Annotated in this window: 13 protein-coding genes; 11 read left to right on the top strand and 2 right to left on the bottom strand. The window is 63.8% G+C overall.

Annotation, left to right across the window (positions count from 1 at the left end; genetic code table 11):
* Nucleotides 1–19 precede the first annotated feature (19 nt).
* The 9 genes from J1M81_RS04005 (at nt 20) to J1M81_RS03965 (ending at nt 10,136) form a co-directional block, all read left to right on the top strand.
* The gene (locus J1M81_RS04005; RefSeq protein WP_206497643.1) at nt 20–433 is read left to right on the top strand and encodes a hypothetical protein; all 414 of its coding nucleotides are present in this window, start codon (nt 20–22) and stop codon (nt 431–433) included.
* Nucleotides 434–499: 66 nt separating this feature from the next.
* The gene (locus J1M81_RS04000; RefSeq protein WP_032391687.1) at nt 500–1,240 is read left to right on the top strand and encodes a hypothetical protein; all 741 of its coding nucleotides are present in this window, start codon (nt 500–502) and stop codon (nt 1,238–1,240) included.
* Nucleotides 1,240–3,540 carry a hypothetical protein gene (locus J1M81_RS03995; RefSeq protein WP_206497642.1) on the top strand — a complete coding sequence of 767 codons (2,301 nt, stop codon included), beginning with the start codon at nt 1,240–1,242 and terminating at the stop codon, nt 3,538–3,540. Before J1M81_RS04000 ends, J1M81_RS03995 begins: the two co-directional genes overlap by 1 nt.
* Nucleotides 3,541–3,568: 28 nt before the next feature.
* Nucleotides 3,569–5,143 carry an SCO6880 family protein gene (locus J1M81_RS03990; RefSeq protein ID WP_206497641.1) on the top strand — a complete coding sequence of 525 codons (1,575 nt, stop codon included), beginning with the start codon at nt 3,569–3,571 and terminating at the stop codon, nt 5,141–5,143.
* Between the two features lie 33 nt (nt 5,144–5,176).
* Complete coding sequence (locus J1M81_RS03985) at nt 5,177–6,691, top strand: ATP/GTP-binding protein (RefSeq protein ID WP_206497640.1); 1,515 nt, start codon at nt 5,177–5,179, stop codon at nt 6,689–6,691.
* The gene (locus J1M81_RS03980; protein WP_032382526.1) at nt 6,688–6,927 is read left to right on the top strand and encodes a hypothetical protein; all 240 of its coding nucleotides are present in this window, start codon (nt 6,688–6,690) and stop codon (nt 6,925–6,927) included. The genes J1M81_RS03985 and J1M81_RS03980 overlap by 4 nt, the downstream gene beginning before the upstream one ends.
* Nucleotides 6,927–7,748, top strand: a complete 822-nt coding sequence (locus J1M81_RS03975; RefSeq protein ID WP_032382527.1) for a hypothetical protein — start codon at nt 6,927–6,929, stop codon at nt 7,746–7,748. Before J1M81_RS03980 ends, J1M81_RS03975 begins: the two co-directional genes overlap by 1 nt.
* Before the next feature lie 5 nt (nt 7,749–7,753).
* On the top strand, nt 7,754–9,526 hold the full coding sequence (locus J1M81_RS03970) for a type IV secretory system conjugative DNA transfer family protein (RefSeq protein WP_052054810.1): 1,773 nt from the start codon (nt 7,754–7,756) through the stop codon (nt 9,524–9,526).
* Nucleotides 9,527–9,530: 4 nt separating this feature from the next.
* Nucleotides 9,531–10,136 (top strand): hypothetical protein, encoded by a 606-nt coding sequence (locus J1M81_RS03965; protein WP_032382528.1) that lies wholly within the window; start codon nt 9,531–9,533, stop codon nt 10,134–10,136.
* 516 nt (nt 10,137–10,652) lie between these two features.
* Here the strand turns inward: J1M81_RS03965 and J1M81_RS03960 are convergent.
* On the bottom strand, nt 10,653–11,081 hold the full coding sequence (locus tag J1M81_RS03960; protein ID WP_052054811.1) for a DUF2690 domain-containing protein: 429 nt from the start codon (nt 11,079–11,081) through the stop codon (nt 10,653–10,655).
* Nucleotides 11,082–11,235: 154 nt separating this feature from the next.
* Here J1M81_RS03960 and J1M81_RS03955 point away from each other — a divergent pair, with 154 nt between their 5' ends.
* Nucleotides 11,236–12,024 (top strand): NBR1-Ig-like domain-containing protein, encoded by a 789-nt coding sequence (locus J1M81_RS03955; protein ID WP_052054812.1) that lies wholly within the window; start codon nt 11,236–11,238, stop codon nt 12,022–12,024.
* A gap of 160 nt (nt 12,025–12,184) precedes the next feature.
* Here J1M81_RS03955 and J1M81_RS03950 read toward each other — a convergent pair whose 3' ends face one another.
* Nucleotides 12,185–12,607, bottom strand: a complete 423-nt coding sequence (locus J1M81_RS03950) for a hypothetical protein (protein ID WP_145916681.1) — start codon at nt 12,605–12,607, stop codon at nt 12,185–12,187.
* 302 nt (nt 12,608–12,909) lie between these two features.
* Between J1M81_RS03950 and J1M81_RS03945 the strand changes: the two genes are divergently transcribed.
* Entirely contained in the window at nt 12,910–16,290 is a 3,381-nt protein-coding gene (locus J1M81_RS03945; protein ID WP_230591417.1) for an NACHT domain-containing NTPase, read from the top strand.
* Nucleotides 16,291–16,294 lie beyond the last annotated feature (4 nt).

Raw genomic sequence — 16,294 nt, 5'->3', positions numbered from 1 at the left:
ATACGAAAGGACCCACCTCATGACCGAATCCACCCCCTCGACACCACCACCGCGGCCAGCTCTGCGGAGAGCGGCGACGACCGCCGCTGTCACCGTGGGCACGCTCGGGTTGGCGATCGTGCTCGCAGCACCCGCCGCCGCGCAGACCGGGAACCCTCTCGAAGGAATCACGCCGTCGCTGACCTTCCTCGGCCCTGCGTTCAACAACGTCTGGGCTCGTGTCATCGCCTCGATCTGGGCGGTCCTGCTCGGCGCTACCGCAGTGAAACTGATGGTCGCGATCTACAAGATGCGTGCCGCCAAAGCAGGTGGCTACGCAGCGGAGATGACCGACGCGATGGGCGAGGCGAAAGTGTCCGGGATAGCCTTCGCTTCCTTGTCTGCGGTGACTGTGATCATCGGCGCGATCATCTTCGTCACCAGTCAGGGTTGATCACCACCGGCATAGGGCCAATACCCCTTGCTACCAATGCATTCCATACAAGAGAGAAGAATTGACATGGCACGAGATTTCTCCGCCGTCGGCACCAGCAGCGGCACCACCAGAGCCACAGGATCGACGTCCGGATCCTCCGGATCGGGACTGTTCGGTCTACCGAAGTGGGTTCTGGCGTTGATCGCTGTCTGCGTCGCGCTGGTTCTCGCCTTCGTCGTGAGCCTGATGGTCTCCGGTGGCGACGACGCAGACGGTAACGGGTCGTCGGATGCGATTCGCGCAGCGCACGGACCGACAACCACCATCGACGGCATCCCAGCCGGCTACACCCGCGATCAGGAGGGGGCGCAGACCGCGGCCGTGAACTTCATCCAGGCCAACGGTCAGACCTACGCGGGTCGGATCGACGCTCAGAAGTTGCAGGAAGTGGCGGTGTCGTCCACGCCGACCCCAGCTCTGACCGAGGTCATCGAGATCTCCAGTAACCGGGAAGAGACAGGCGGCACCGTCAACAATGTCCCGTTGATCGTCACGGTCACCGATTTCACAGAAGACAAGGCGACGGTGTCGGTATGGGGCATGGGAGTGGGCCAGACACCGGTCAGTGAGGGGAGTGACAAGGTCGGAATTCTGACTGTCTACTCCACCAGCACCGTGACTCTGTCCTGGGAAAACGACGACTGGAAGGCGCAGGACTGGAAGTTCCAGACTGGCCCGTCAGCTGACCAGGCTCAGTTCCCCGCCGATGACTCCCCGCTGTCCAAGCCGGGTGCGAACGGTTTCTACACCTTCTACGTGAACTGATGAGGGGCTGGCCTTCGATGTGGCGAAAGATTCTGTTGACGATCGCAGTGGTGGTCATCGCGGCCGCGGGGCTCGCGTGGCCCGCGGCTGCAGAACCTACCGCTGTACCGGCTCCAGGTCCCGGTGGCCCACCTGCCACGACGTCGGCCAAGAAGCTACCCGAGACGTTTCCTGCGGATCTGCGCAAGTACATCGCCGGCACCGATGAGTTCAAAGCAGCGCCGTGGTTCACCGGCCCTTGCAAGGACAAGGGCGGCGATATGGGCCAGTACGTGGGTGCAGTGATGAACGAGGAAGGCCGCTTGCTGTATTGGACGGCCAGCGAGAACGACCGGCTCACGCGGTGGGCGGCAGAAGTGTCGTTCAAGAAAAACCCCGTCCTGATCGGCGTTCTCGTCGACGCCGGTGCCGTCGGTACCGCCGCGACCGGGATCGATCTGGGAGTCGAGCAGAACCGTACGGCTGCTCTGTCGATCACCGACGAGTCAATTCTCGAAGCGTTCTACCCGCCGGTCTACCCGGCGGGTGACTCGTCGATGCAGCCGCCGGCACCGACCTGCAGCGAAGACCTTGCGCGGTGGACGACAAAGACCTCGAGCACCTGGGGCTTCGACTGGGCCTCGACTCCCGATGCGGCGTCGCTCGCCGAGATGAAAGCCCAGCCGAACGCCGACCAGGTTCCCGACCAGGCCTGGACCGACGCCTGCGCCGAGGGTGTGCCGGGCTCGTTGTGCATGCACGCGATGTACGTCAACTGCGACAAATCCACACCTGGACAAGATCAAATCACGTGCGGTCAATGGAATGTCCGCATCGGAAAGTTGTTCGGCGGCACCATGAACTGGATCGACCAAAACACCGGGTTCAGTGACCGCCTCAGCGAGACCCTCGAATCGGCGTTCAACGCAACCCCGCAGTACAAGGTCGGGAAAATGTACGTCAACGGTTTCTCTTGGGTCTGGGACAACACAGTCGGCACCATCTCCGGCATCGTCGACTTCGTCAAGGACCCCTCCGACGTCATCGACTCGTGGGCGAACAAGCTCAAGAGTTCCGCGATAGCCATCACCACATCGGTGCTGCACGGACTTGCCGGGATCGGAGAGTTCGACCCCGGACAGCCGGAATTCGTTGCTGTGTACGCGATGTCGACCGGTCTGGGCATTCTGGTGCTCGTCTTGATGACGATGCTCGCCATCCACAAATCATCGGATGGGAGCAGACCCGGAACCGAGTTGGCCAAGGATCTGTTCGGCTACGCCCCGGCCGGAATCATGATGATGCTCTTCGCTCCATCGATGGCACAGCTGATCATCTCCTTGGCCCACGAATTGTCGGTGTCGCTGATCGCGGTCCTCGGCACCACCACCGACGAGGTGATCGACAACGTCTCTTCCGTTCTAGGCCCGCTGACCGATGCCACACTCGTCGGTGGGGCGATCGCGGCGATCGCCGGGTTCCTGCTGCTGTTCCTCGGTGCGCTGGCGATGTTCTTCGGGTTCCTCATGCACGCTGCAGCACTTCCGGTGCTGGCGGTGGTGTGCGGTATCGCCTTCGGTATGTGGGTCCACCCGACGTGGCGGAAGAAAGCGCTGCGGCCGGTGATGATGTTCCTGGGCATCGTGTTGTCCAAGCCGCTGATGTTCGTCATCCTGGCCGCGATCTTCTCGGTGATCAACGTCGCCGCCGCGGGGGCGGTCGCCGACGACGGCGAGCTCGAATCGTTGGGTGATCTCGGTCTGATCGCCGTGTGCTTCGTGATGATCGGGTTGGCCCCGTTCGCGTTGCTCAAGTACTCCCCGATCCTGCCGACGTCCGCGGACTCCGCCGATTTCGGGTCGAGCGGATCTGCCACCGGTCAGGCAATCGGGTCGAGCGCCGGGATGTACCAGCAGCGAGCAGGCGGCGGAAGCAGTGTCGCCTCGAAGAACGCCGGAGCAGCAGGGGCACCGGGCAGAGATTCGGGCGGTACGTCCGGCAGCGACGGATCACACGGTTCAGGAGGGACCGGGTCCGGTCGCGGATCCTCGGCGTCGTCGACGCACGCCGGCCAAGGCGGTCAGACCGCGTCGCGGTCCGGAGGGATCAGCAGCGGCCGCGGCGGGGGCGGCGGGCACGGCGGCGCGAAGGCCGGCGGATCGGAATCGAAATTGCTCGCGGCCGCGGGAAAGACCGCGGGCGCGGCGGCAGGAGCGGCCACTGTCGTTGCACCGATCGCGCTCTCGGCGGCAGGCGCTGCGATGAACAAGGCCGGCTCGGCCGCACAGAGCGCCCCCGAGCACGCAGACAGCGACAACTGATGACCTATCGCGACGACAAGGACCGCAGATGAGTGAGCAACGCACCGCAGTACTGGGCCGCCAGCTCGCCCGCAAGGGCATCCTTCCGTTTCCCGAACCGGTGGTGATGGCATGGACGGCAACGCTGATTCTGGCGTTGTTCCTGGTCTTCGTCGTCGGCCAGAGTCTGTGGACGTTGGCGATCGACGTGGTCCTGATCGTCGCGGTCCTGTGCGCGACACTCGATTTCGGGCTCCGCGAGTCCTACGCGGCACGCAAGGTCAAGACCATTCGCAACCGTCGACGCCGCAAAGCCGGTGAACACGTGTGGGTCTCGCCCACCGACCCGCGATACGGCAACCCCGATCATGACCCAGGGTGGACGATCCCGGTTCCGCTCTACCGCGCCGAACCGGTCGATCTGACGGGAACCGGACTCGACGACATGTTCATCGTCGAACACCGCACCCCGGGCGACAACAACTACTACTCGGTGCTCATCGCCATGCAAGGCCTCGCCGAAGGCCTGCGCGGGGACGCCGCGTGGGCAGTGACCTCGTCCGCGTTCGGGCGAGTTCTCGCCGGTTTCGCCAAACGCTCGTCGTTCATCCGCGGTCTGGAGCTGCTGCACCGCAGTGTCCCGGCCGACATGGTGCCGCACGAGAACTGGGTGAGCGACCAGATCGCGGCCGGTGACCCCGACCTGGCCCTGATTCCCGCAGTCCGCTCCTACGGGCAACTCATCGACTGCATGAGCCCCTACTCGGAGGAACACCGGTCCTACGCAGTACTGATCTTCCCGAAGTCGACCACGTTCCTCACCGAAGCCGGCCGGATCGCACGCCGTAAGGACGCCGCGCTGGTCGGCGGGATCGCACAGGTCATCCGCGACGAGACCGCGCGGGCCGTCAGCGCTCTGGAGCGCGCGGGAATGGGCCGGGTGGAGGTCTACGGCGAACAGCGCGCGTGCGCGGTTCTACGGGCGTTCCAGGACCCCAGCTACCCCCTCGACGCGCACAAGGGCGTGCGGTGGGAGAACTGCTGGCCCTCCTACATCGGGCGCGATGACTCGGTGGAGATCGCCGGCCAATGGCACACCCGCGTCGGAGTCATCCCCCCGTCCTCGATCGAACCTGTCGAACTCGGCCCGCTGTGGCTGGCGACACTGCTCACCGGTGTCGAACCCGACGCCGGCGACGACGAAATCCCCGCCGCACCCACGATCCGGACCGTGATCGCACGAATGGACTTCGTCGACGCCCCCAAGGCCCGCGAGGCCGCGAAGAAGGACGTCACCCAGGACGAAGCCAAGCAGATCGCGGAGGAGCGCAAAGGCAAGACCACCGACGGCACCTCTGAGGTTGAGCTCAGTGAATCCGGACGTCGCCGCGCAGACCTCAAGCCCGGCAGTCAGCACCACGGCATGATCTACACCCTCGCAGTGTCGGTGACCGGCCGCGACGAAGACGACGCATTGCGCGCCTGCACCCGCGTCGCACAAGCAGCCGACGACAGCGGCATCGGAGAGATCGAGTGGCAGGACAACCGCCACGACGTCGCCGCGTTCGTCACCCTGCCCCTCGGCCGCGGACTCGCAGCCACCAAATGGACCCGCGTCCGCTGAGCCGGACCCAGAGACGATCGAGGCGAGAGAGAAATGACCAGCACTCAACACAAGACGGACCGGCGGCGTGGTCATGCCGCCAGCCCTCGCAAGCGGCGACTGTTCCACCTGACACTGCGCGCCAAACGCACCGCAGTGGACCTGCAAGCGCAAGCCGACACCGCTGCTGCGCTCGGCGCAGCCGAAGCGGCCGGGTTGATCACCGCCCGCCGGCACCCACCGACCCGGAAGAAGTGGCTCGACCGGTGGGGCTGGTACGAACTGCGCACCGAAGGTGCCTGGACCTCCACCCGACAAGGTGAGGCGCTGAACTTGGCGACGATGCGCCGCTCCGTGCGTCACGAGGGCCTGCTGACGGGACTGAACAAGATCAGCCAGTCCGGAGTGATCACCGACCCGTTCGCCCTCTACGGCTCGGAGATCGAGAACATCAACATCGCCATCATCGGCGACATCGGCAAGGCGAAGTCCTCGCTGATCAAAACCGCGATGTGTGTTCGCCAGCTCGCCCTCCCGAATCGACAGGTCGTAGTCATCGACAAGAAGCGCCAGGGCAGCAAGGGAGGCGAGTACAGCGGCATCGCCGACGCAATGGGCGCTCAATCCATCCGATTCCGCACCGGGACAACAGGAATGCGCATCAACCTGCTCGACCCCGCAATCGCCACCGGAGTCGAGCGCACCGACGGTGTCGCACCGGCCGGCCAGGAAGCGCTCGTCGGCGCGGTCATCGAGGACACCATGGGTCGCACGCTCATCGAGACCGAGAAAGCGGCCCTCGGGTTGGCTCTGCAGGTGGTCAACGCTCGCGCCGCGCACGAGGACCGTGAACCGATCCTGATGGAGCTCGCCGAAGAGCTGCTGGGCCCTACGGAGGGCGCGGGAGCGACGTTCGGTCAACTGTGGTCGGAGGAATCGCGCCGGTGGGGTCTCAATCCCGGTCTGGCACTACGCGAACTCTGCCTGGGCGACCTCAAAGGGCTCGTCGACGGCGCAACCTCACCGGAGGTCCGCCAAGCACTCGACCATCCGTTCGTGCACTTCGACGTGTCCGCGCTGCCGAACAAGGGACCGGCGTTGCGCGTGATCATGACAGTGATCAACACCTGGCTCGCGAACGTGCTCGCCTCCCGCTCTGCCCGGCACATGCAGACCCTGCTCCTCGTCGAGGAAGGCTGGCACGTCGCCGACGGCTCGACCGGAAAAGTGTTCCGCGAGAACATGAAACTCTCTCGCGGACTCGGCCTGTCGACCGTGTCAGCGTTCCACCACATCTCCGACCTACCGGTCGAGTCCCCGGCGCGAGCGTTGATGAAAGAAGCCGGGATCGTGTTCCTCTACGGGCAGGACCGAGTCGAGGACGCCGAAGAAACCGCCCGCATGTATCACCTTCCCCCCGGGTCGACCGAGATCATCATGTCCCTCGCCAAGGGCCACTGCCTGGTCAAGTACGGCAACGCCGATCCGATCCTGATGGAGCACGTGCGCTCGGATCTGGAGATCGAACTCACCGACACCGACGAAGTGATCAAGGGAGCAGCCGCATGATCGATCGAACTGTCATCGAACCTCTTGGCGACCGGGCGCTGGACTGCGTGTGCGGTCCGGTATCGGATTGGGAGTGGCTCGCCTCGCTGGTGCACGGGTGGCCCTTGATGTTCACGGCCGTCGCAGCGGCCGCGTTCGTCGTTCTGCTCGTCCTCCTCGTGGTCCCCGCGATCGAACGACACCGCGGTGACGTCGATACCCATGCCTCACTGACTGTTTCGGAACGGACGTCGTGATGACTCTGCACTCACCGACGTTGGTCGGACTGGACTTCACTGCCCTCAATGGGTCGGGCAGCACAGCATCGCGTCGACTGTTTCGCTCCCGTCAGGCCGCAGCAGCGTTCGCTCTGACACAAGCCGCTGCATGCGGCGACGCGCTGTTCTCGCTCGACTTCTCCTCCTTCGCGGTCTCCTCGGCCGATGCGAACACGTTCCGGTCGATCGACGAGGTGTCGGTGACGGGGTCGGTGGCCGAGTTGGCTTGTGCCCTGGCTTCGCTCGCCGACTACGAGATCGGTGTCCGCCGCGCACAGTTCCCTCTGCCCGCGGCCCTGTCGGCGGAGATCTCCACGCTGGCGGCTGCCGTGGCGTCGCCGGTCCATCCCTCGCGGGAGAACGACGCCGGGGCGGTGGAGGTGCAGGTATGCACGATGCGACCGGTTCCCCTGCCGGACGCGCGTTCACTGGTGGGCATCTACGCCGCTGAGGACGCCGAGCGGGTTGCGGGTGTACTTGCATACCGTCTCGGCGGCGACATCTCGCCGGCACCATCACAGGGCCGCATACAGATCCACCACCCCGCCGATCTCGGCGACAGCGACCGCGACGCGATCGAGCGGTACACCCGGATCACCGAGCTCCGCGCCAACATCACCGCTCTCGACGCGCTGCGGGACGCCGAGACGACTGCTCGCCTCACCGACGAGCTGGACGCGCTGAACGGGGCCACAGTGCAGCGCCGAACGACACCGTCGGCCGCCCTGATCTCCGGCACCGATCTGATCCGCAGATACCTCAACACACCACCCACACTGCTCGACACCACGAAGGACTGACCGTCATGGCCACACCCGAACCTCGCCCCACCCCGCCGGTTCTGCCATACGGCACCGGCCCCGCTGTCGGATTCGTCGCCGGCGCACTCGCCTCTGTGGTCGGCGGCGGCTACCTGTCCGGTCTCGTCGCCGGCACCGGCCCCGCACTGCCAGCCGGCATCTACGGGGTGATCCCGGTGGTGGCAGGCCTGTTCACCAACCCCTCCGCCCCGGCGTCGGCGTGGCCGGTAGGTGCGCAGCCGGGCGGCCCGGTCCTGACGTGGCTGTGCATCGGCGTCCTCGCATCCGCGTGCATCCTGCTCGGAGCGGTCGTGTCGGCGAAGAACATGGCCCGCAAAGCAGCTCGGCGGGTGCGTGCGAACGGCTTCGCCGACCGTGACGCGCTCGCAACGGTCGGGATCGACGAGAAGAGCGCGGTGAAGAAAGCCAAGGCCACCCGGCTCTCCCTCTCCGACGTCCCGGTCCGCCGGATCGAGGCAGCAGCGGAGACCACCCGCATCGGCACGCTGTACGACGACAAGAAACAAGGGGTGTTTCTGCAGTACCGAGACGGCGTGCTGGTCGAAGGCCCCACCGGATCCGGTAAGACCTGGCGCATGTTCTACAAAGCGGTCGTCGAGGCGATCGGGGCGGTGGTGGCCACCTCGACCCGCGGTGACCTTCTGCGCGCGACGTGGGCCGAGCGCGCGGCTGTGGGCAGGGTCGAGGTGTTCGATCCGGACGGACTGACGGTGTATCCGAACAAGATGCAGTGGTCGATCCTGGACGGCTGCGACGACCCCGAGGTGGCAATGCGCCGCGCCGCGGCGTTGGTGCAGGCCATGCCGATGGACGGCACCTCGAATTCGAGCTACTGGAACGGTAAAGCCGCCATGCTCATGCGCGGATATCTCTATGCCGCAGCGGTATTAGACAAGGATCTGGTCACACTGCGGGTCTGGGCTGCCTCGCGCAACGTCAAGCCGGTGCACGAGGTTCTGTCGAGGGATCTACCGGATTGGGACGCCGACCTGAGTCAGGCGCTGGAATCGAAAGCCGATTCCTCCGACGACATGATCGGTGCCTGCACACGCCTGCTCGAGCCGTTGGCGTCGCCGAAGCTGATGCGCTCGCTCAATGTCCCGCTCAGCGAATCGGCGGATCTGCGTTTTTTGATCACCGAAGGCCGCAACACCGTCTATCTCATTTCCGAGGGTGGCAGTGCGTCGGCGGCCGCGATGACGACCGTGCTGTCGGCCGAGCTCTATCACGTGGCGAAGACGCACGGCCTGACCCAGCCCGACGACAAGATCGACCCACCTCTACGGATGGTGCTCGACGAGATGAACAACGTCGCTGCGATCCCGAACATGCCCTCGCTCATCACCGACTCCGGTGGCCGCGGAATCCAGATCTGGGCCGGGGTGCATTCCCGCCTGCAGAACGAACAGCGATGGGGCCACGTCGCCGGGCAGCTGCTGTCCAACGACTCCCCGACTCGCCTGTATCTGACCGGTCTCGGCGACGCCGACGAGCTGGCGACGATCTCGAAGGGCCTGGGAATGCGTGACGAATACATGAGCGCATCCCGGATGGCCGGGCCGCGGTCGGTCCCGGTGATGGCCGGCAGCGACATCGCCCGGATGCCCGCCGATCAAGCCCTACTGCGCTACCGGGAGGCCAAACCGATCAAGCTGCACGTTCCCTCCGTCTGGGACGTTCCCGTGCTCGCCGCCCGAGTGAAGGCCAATCAGAAGGCGTTCGACGAGTACTGCGCTACCGCGCACCAGGAGAACTGACGTCATGGCACTCCCGGCGTATACCCCAGGCTCGATCGACTGGCCGTACCTCGACAAGGACAGCGCCGCCCGACTGTGGGTAGAGCTCGGTACCTGGGTGGAATGGCTACGCGACCGCTACGAGCTCGGCCGCACCATTCCCCCGTGCTGGTTCAAACACGGCCCAGTGGTCGAAGAGCTGACCGCAGCGATGTTCGCCCGCCGTGAGGCGTACCAACAGGGCAAGAACGCCTATCACGGTGGGCCAGCAGCGTGGCACTACCAAGTTCTCTGGCCGATGGTGCACAGGATGAAGTCGATCACCGACTTCGAGCAGTGCACTCCCCACGCGTGCGGGTTCACCCCGCCGACGCCGGCCGTCGCCGGCGACTTCGCCGAATTCATCGCCACCGACATCGACGAGCGCGACGACGCACCGATCGAGCCGACCCCGGACGCCGATGCCCCCGCCGCGACCCCATCGGAACTGACGATGGAGCAGGTCATCGACCTGATCGACACCGACCGTGCTGTCGCAGAAGATCCCGCCGACGATTTCACCGCCGTCATCATCGACGACGCACGGTGGGAGTACGACGAAGCCACTGAGACCTACAAACCTGCCCCTTGAGATCGATTCCGGAACAAGGGGTGTCGAGTCGCGGTCCGGCGGACGTCCGGACTGGCACTGGTCTCTCATCCCACAGCGTCAAGGCCGTACAACGTAAAGTCTCTGCGATGCCCCTGCTATCGAAGTCACTCGGCGAATCGGTGACACTCGAAGATATAACCATCAGGACATTCACATTCAACGTCGTTGGCACCCGTCCCATTCGGCGGTTCTCCTACCGAACCATCGAGCACATCACAATCCCCGCCGACGCCTTGTACACAAATTCCTGGGTATCCGTGCCGCCTGGAAAATTTCACCCAGGGAGCACCTTCACCACCGAATATGCACATGGCGCTGGCCCCGGACCTGTTCTCTTGGAAGTCCGGTACACCATCTCGGCACTGCTACCGTTCTGGTTCCTCTCCCAACAGTTCGTGCTGCGCTAGAACTAGACCCAACGTTCTTCCCTGGCTTGCACACCGAACGAGCCCCACCACACTGAGTGTGGTGGGGCTCGCCGGCGAACTGGGACGACTAGCAGAGCTGCTTGTTACCGGTGTCCATCAGACCGATGCCGTTGGCGTTGCCGATCTTCACGCGGAAGGTCACACACGCACTGCCCGGGGCGTACACCATCGGCGTCCAGTAGCTGTTCGGGCTGTTGCCGTACGAGGGCGACCACTGCCAACCCGAAGCCTGCGAGGCAATACCGGCTTCGCTCTGCCGACCGGCGGCACCCGTGACGCGGACCCAATTCGTACCGCAACTGGGGCTGTAGCGGACCTCGACTGTGCCCGATCCGAAATATGTGTTCTGCCAGATCGTCTGAGCACCGTTCGCGCACCCGGTCGAGAGCGGATCTCCGCTCGGGGCTGCCTGCGCCGTACCAGCCGCGCCGACGGTCAGGGCTCCGGCTGCAGCTCCTGCCATGGCCAGGGCTGCGATGTTCCTCTTGAGCTTCACTGGACTCTCCTCATCCCGAGAACACTGTCGGTAAAAGGTTTTTCACCGTTTCCGATCCCGTGGGACAAGACTGCACCCGCACATATTTATGACGCACCCGCTAAATTAATGCGTCGCTTCGCGCACTCGCGCGATGCCAGGGGGGAGCACCGTCATGGACGAGGGTAAGAGCAGGCGTGGGCGGGGTCGGCCACCGAAGAAGCTCGATCCACCCACCGATGCGCTCGGACGCTTCGCGAATCACGTGCGATCGGGACGTGCGATCGCGGGCTTGAAGCAGACCGAGCTCGCGGAGCGGTTGGGGTGTACACCAGGAACCCTCAGCCAGATCGAACGCGGCATCCTGCGTCCGAGCCCCGCGTTGGCCACGGCTCTCGATCAGGCTCTCGGCTGGAATGGCTTGCTGCTGTCTCTGTTTCGTGATGCCCAGGAGGAAAAGGACCGGAAGACCGCTGACCGCATCGGCCGCTCCCACGACCCGAAGACTGGAGCGCTGTCGACCGAACCGACGCCCGCGGATCTGCACCTCGAGCCCGGGGATGTGTCTGTGTGGGTCGCCGACATCACGATTCCGGACGGGACACTGATGGCTCCCGGCGAACGTTTCACGAAGATCTGGCGCGTCCGCAACGGTGGATCGGTCCACTGGAAGGGCCGCTACATCAAGCGGATGGGCCCTCTCGGTGGTTCCAGCCAGGTCGCGACCCCCAGTCTCACGCCGATCCCGGATACGGCACCCGGTGAACTCTGCGACATCGCAGTGGAATGCAAAGCCCATGTACTGCCCGGGAGCTCGCAAGCCAATTTCAAGATGAGTGACGCGCACGGTCGCCTGTACTACCCGAACACCACCCCTGAAGGCGTCCTGTTGGCCATCACAGTCGTGGAGGGACTGACGCCCCGCTCGGCCGCCGATGGGACACGCGATGTTCGGGGACTGTGAGACCGCCCATTGCACCGTTCGAACTAACTCGACCCGCCACAGCGTCACGGGTCGAGTTCGTTCAGGGTCACACAACTACGGCTAATTGCCACCATCCAGAAACGCGAGCATCTCACCATCCAGGGCGTTGTCCACCATTCCTCGAAGTTGGAAAGATGGACTACTTTGCTGCGATCTTTTGGAGCTGCTTCGGAAGGTACGGGAAGTACTCATTTGCATCGTCGTAGCGGTCGTGCACGTCCTCGTCGTCGAATCGTGGCCGCGCTTCCTCGTAGTAAGGCGTTTGGACCCGACGTACGAGGTCTACGAACCCGTCGAAGTCGGCGATCCGGGAAGCACCACCGCCCTTGAGGGGGCCAGCGGACAAGAATGCGAGGAGATGGGCCAGCCCCTCCGCGCCGAGGAAACTCGTCAGCTCCACGTTGAACATGTATCCAGCCGGGTCACAGTCGCCTTTGTGCACAATCAACCATCCGAACGGATGCCGATCGCGGTCATACCGCGCCACGACCAACGCCTTGGCCGGCTCGACGATTGCGTCCCCGCAACTGTCGCATTTCCAGTTGGTGAGAGGTTCGCTCATGACCACACTTTGCCACATACGCATACCCTCTATCAGTCGGTCGTGACGCTGCGAAGTCCACCAAAGCGGTCCCCCGGCTGCTTGGCGAGCCGAGCATTGCCGTCGCCTCAGCTCGACGAAGCAAGTTGTTTCCGCCACCTGGAGACCGGCAGCGCGCTGGAGGCACTCTCAGGTGGCAGCGATCAATGTTGACGTCGACCTCGGCAACGCCACCAGCAATCTGCCCGATGGGTCGGTGCTTCCGGGTTGAATAGGCACTAGTACTCGAATTCCCCGACGCCTTCCAGCATATTCGGGGTGAAGTGAAGGAGGAACCGTTGCCCGAGAGTCGACACCGCTACCTGTACGAGCGACTCGGCGACAACGACTTCCAGCAGCTTGTCAGCGCTCTGCTTGCAAGTCAGTTCCCCGACTACCTCCCCATGGCGCTCCGTCAATCCGACGGCGGCATCGACGGTCTTCGCAACATCGACCCCAATACGTTACTGATATATCAGGTTAAGTGGTCCGCCAGCGGCACGAACAAGAACCCGGTGACCTGGCTGGGCGGCGTCGTGAGGGAAGAGCTAAACAACCTACGGCGTCTCGCGGGAAAAGGCGTACGCAACTACGTTCTGGTGACCAACGTACCGAGCACCGCCAAGCCTGAGACCGGAACTTTCGCCCGGCTCGAGGAGATCCTGAAGGGGTACGCGAAGGACCTTGGCTTTGACCAGCTGACATGCATCTGGCGTGAAGCGCTCAACCCTTGGGTTGACAATGCCCCCGACTCGACCAAGTGGGCGTACGCCGACATGCTCGCCGGATGGGATCTCATCCGGTACTTGATCACTGAACAGGCTGACACAACCAAGAACAAGGCTGATCGCAAGTTGATCCGAAAGGTTGCTGCGGCCCAGTGGGACGACGACCAGCGAGTCAAGTTCAGTCAGGCCGACGTGGACCGCGAAAGGGTGATTGACCTTTTCGTCGATGTCACCGCCGACCGCATCCACTCCCCGGCCAGCATTGAATCGCGGTCACGCTCGACCATCATCCTCGGAGGGGCGGCCGCTCACCTACTGCGCGCACCTACACCCTTCACGCTGGTCCGCGGCGCTCCAGGTCAGGGCAAATCGACCCTCAGTCAATACATCTGCCAGGTGCACCGCAGCGCGTTCATGCCGGAGTCGGAGCGGCCAGAAACGCTGACTCCGTTGGAGAATCCCCGGTTCCCAATCCGGTTGGACTTGAGCGACTATGCACTTTGGCTTTCCGGCAAGGACGTATGGGACCACTCCGACACGCGCAAGCAGTCGAAGGCAAAGTCCCGCAAGGGCGAGCAGGCAACGATCGAGTGTTTCCTCGCCGATCTGATGACGCACGAGAGTGGCGGCATCACGGCCACTGCAGCAACAGTTCAGGACATCTTCGAACGGGTTCCCAGCCTCGTTGTACTCGACGGACTGGACGAGGTCGGTAGCGCCGGCGTCCGCCGCACGGTGGTCAAAGAGATCAACTTGTTCGCTGGCAGAGCGAGGACCTACACGGAGCCGCTCAAAGTAGTCGTCACCACGCGGCCCAGTGCCGGTGAGCTCCCGGAGCCGTCGTCGGACATGTTCGAGATCATCACGCTCAACCAACTCACAAGTGAGCAGAGGGCAGATTACCTGCGTAAATGGTGTGCGGTCCGGGGCATAAAAAGTAGGGACGGTCGCACGCTGCGGAAGAGCTTTCAGGAAAAGAGCCGCGAGCCGTACATCCACGAACTTGCCGGCAACCCAATGCAGTTGACAATCCTGTTGGACCTCCTCCACCAACAGGGGGCTGCCACTCCGACACAGCGAACCGACCTCTACGACAAGTACGTCGAGCTTCTCCTTGCCCGAGAGGCCAATAAGCACCCCAAGGCCGTCCGAGACCACAAGGAGGAACTTCTAGAGATCATCCCATTCCTGGGGTGGTACCTGCATGCCCACACCGAAGAGTCGCAAATCAACGGTCGCATGAGCATCGACGAGCTAAAGGCCGCGATGTTTCATTTCCAACGCACGTACGGAAACCGCGAGTCCATCGTCGATCAACTCTTCGAAGGCGCAAGCGACCGCCTGTGGGCGCTGACCAGCAAAGTGGACGGCACCTATGAGTTCGAAGTGCTCTCGCTGCGCGAATACTTCGCTGCACGTTTTTTGTATCGGAACGCGGGCGAAGACAACGCAGACTTCGACAGCACGGCAGTTCTCCGAGAGTTGCTGCGGCGCCCATACTGGCTCAACACTGCGAGGTTCTATGGAGGCAACGCAAAAGGTAGCGACGTCTACACGCTGACCGCCGGGATCGAGCAGGAACTTTCGCAGACCTCGACCCCTGCGTCGTACCTCGCCGCTTGGGCACTGCTCACCGATGGCGTCTTCCTGCGCCGCCCACGAGAGGCCCGCAAGGTAATGACTGCGCTCTGCGCGGACGCGGGGACCACCATCTTGCTGTCGGCACTCGATCGTCGCGATATCGTCCCGCTCCCGGAATCACCCCATCTCCCCGCAGAAGACGGTTCCGATCCGACCTGGTTGCGCCTGACTGCGCTGATCGAGAAGAACCCGAGTGACAGCGAAAACCCTCAGCGTGTACGCGTTCTGAGGGAACTACTCAACCAACGCAGCGAGTTCACTGCCTGGTGGTATCAGCAGCTCCTCGAAGCGATCGGAACAACCCGACAGAACGCGTGGCTGACGATCGGTGCCTGTTGCGAAGCCGGTGCCGGCGTCACTGCGTCGATCGAAGCGATGGACGTATCCGACGGTGCCGCCGAGCTCTTCCTCAGCACAGGGCTCGTCGCGGAACCCGGAAGCGCGTTCGAGGCGGCGCTGATCACCGCGGTGCTAGACGGTGAGTGCCCCCGTGTCAGCTCAACGCGCTCGATGCCAGCCCAGATCGCGGCAGTCCTGACGCCTGGGGAATATTTGACCAGTTCGAAGGTCGGGTTCAAATCCGGCAACGATAGGGCGAAACGGCGCAGGTCCGAAGCAATCAACCAGCTGAGGAAAGCCCACTCCCCATGGGAGCAAATAGGTAAGACGCGCGCCTTTAAGGCCGGTCACAAAGGAAATACTTTTCCGTGGTCGAACACCGCCACTGCAGTCTTCGAGCATGTCGGTCGTTGCTGGATTGCCTCAGAAATTGCAATCATCGGTGCCGCTTCACCATTCGGGCTCGCGTACAGCAGGCGCGCCGAGGCAACGGCGTTCGGAAGTACGAGTCACCCTTCCGAACTACTCGGTCAAATCGTCGTCCACTCACGCAACGCCGACTGGTGGAGCGAGCAGCTGGAAACCATCGACGAGGGCGACGACCTCGGCCGAGCAGAGTGGACACTGGCTCTGTGGTCCGTCGCCTCGGGCCCCGTCGTATCCGACATGCTGCCAGAACTTACGGAGGTCCTCGGTCAGCTACCGACAGGCCGGCGGCGCACAGTCCTCCGCGCAGCGGAGCAGATTGCACGCTTCGGTTGGCTGCAGAACCGCCCGATCGGCGGCGACACCGAAGATGCTGACTTGGCGGCGCTCAATCGGATCCGGGTGCCGGAAACACTCGCCGACCGACAGGACCGGCTCAAGTACCGCGATCAAACGACGCTGCGTCCACTTCTCAGTGTCGCCCGGGCCAATCGGTGGCTCAAGGTCGACTCGGCAGCCGCCTACCGGTGACCGC

The organism is Rhodococcus sp. KRD175 (assembly GCF_017168275.1).
GTDB lineage: Bacteria > Actinomycetota > Actinomycetes > Mycobacteriales > Mycobacteriaceae > Rhodococcoides > Rhodococcoides fascians.
The sequence above is the reverse complement of the archived record's forward strand: the minus strand, read 5'-3'. Positions and strand labels throughout refer to the sequence as shown.

Excerpts from the sequence above, each read along its gene's own strand:
- J1M81_RS04005 (WP_206497643.1), top strand. The coding sequence starts at position 20 with ATGACCGAATCCACCCCCTCGACACCACCACCGCGGCCAGCTCTGCGG.
- J1M81_RS04000 (WP_032391687.1), top strand. The coding sequence starts at position 500 with ATGGCACGAGATTTCTCCGCCGTCGGCACCAGCAGCGGCACCACCAGA.
- J1M81_RS03995 (WP_206497642.1), top strand. The coding sequence starts at position 1,240 with ATGAGGGGCTGGCCTTCGATGTGGCGAAAGATTCTGTTGACGATCGCA.
- J1M81_RS03990 (WP_206497641.1), top strand. The coding sequence starts at position 3,569 with ATGAGTGAGCAACGCACCGCAGTACTGGGCCGCCAGCTCGCCCGCAAG.
- J1M81_RS03985 (WP_206497640.1), top strand. The coding sequence starts at position 5,177 with ATGACCAGCACTCAACACAAGACGGACCGGCGGCGTGGTCATGCCGCC.
- J1M81_RS03980 (WP_032382526.1), top strand. The coding sequence starts at position 6,688 with ATGATCGATCGAACTGTCATCGAACCTCTTGGCGACCGGGCGCTGGAC.
- J1M81_RS03975 (WP_032382527.1), top strand. The coding sequence starts at position 6,927 with ATGACTCTGCACTCACCGACGTTGGTCGGACTGGACTTCACTGCCCTC.
- J1M81_RS03970 (WP_052054810.1), top strand. The coding sequence starts at position 7,754 with ATGGCCACACCCGAACCTCGCCCCACCCCGCCGGTTCTGCCATACGGC.
- J1M81_RS03965 (WP_032382528.1), top strand. The coding sequence starts at position 9,531 with ATGGCACTCCCGGCGTATACCCCAGGCTCGATCGACTGGCCGTACCTC.
- J1M81_RS03955 (WP_052054812.1), top strand. The coding sequence starts at position 11,236 with ATGGACGAGGGTAAGAGCAGGCGTGGGCGGGGTCGGCCACCGAAGAAG.
- J1M81_RS03950 (WP_145916681.1), bottom strand. The coding sequence starts at position 12,607 with ATGAGCGAACCTCTCACCAACTGGAAATGCGACAGTTGCGGGGACGCA.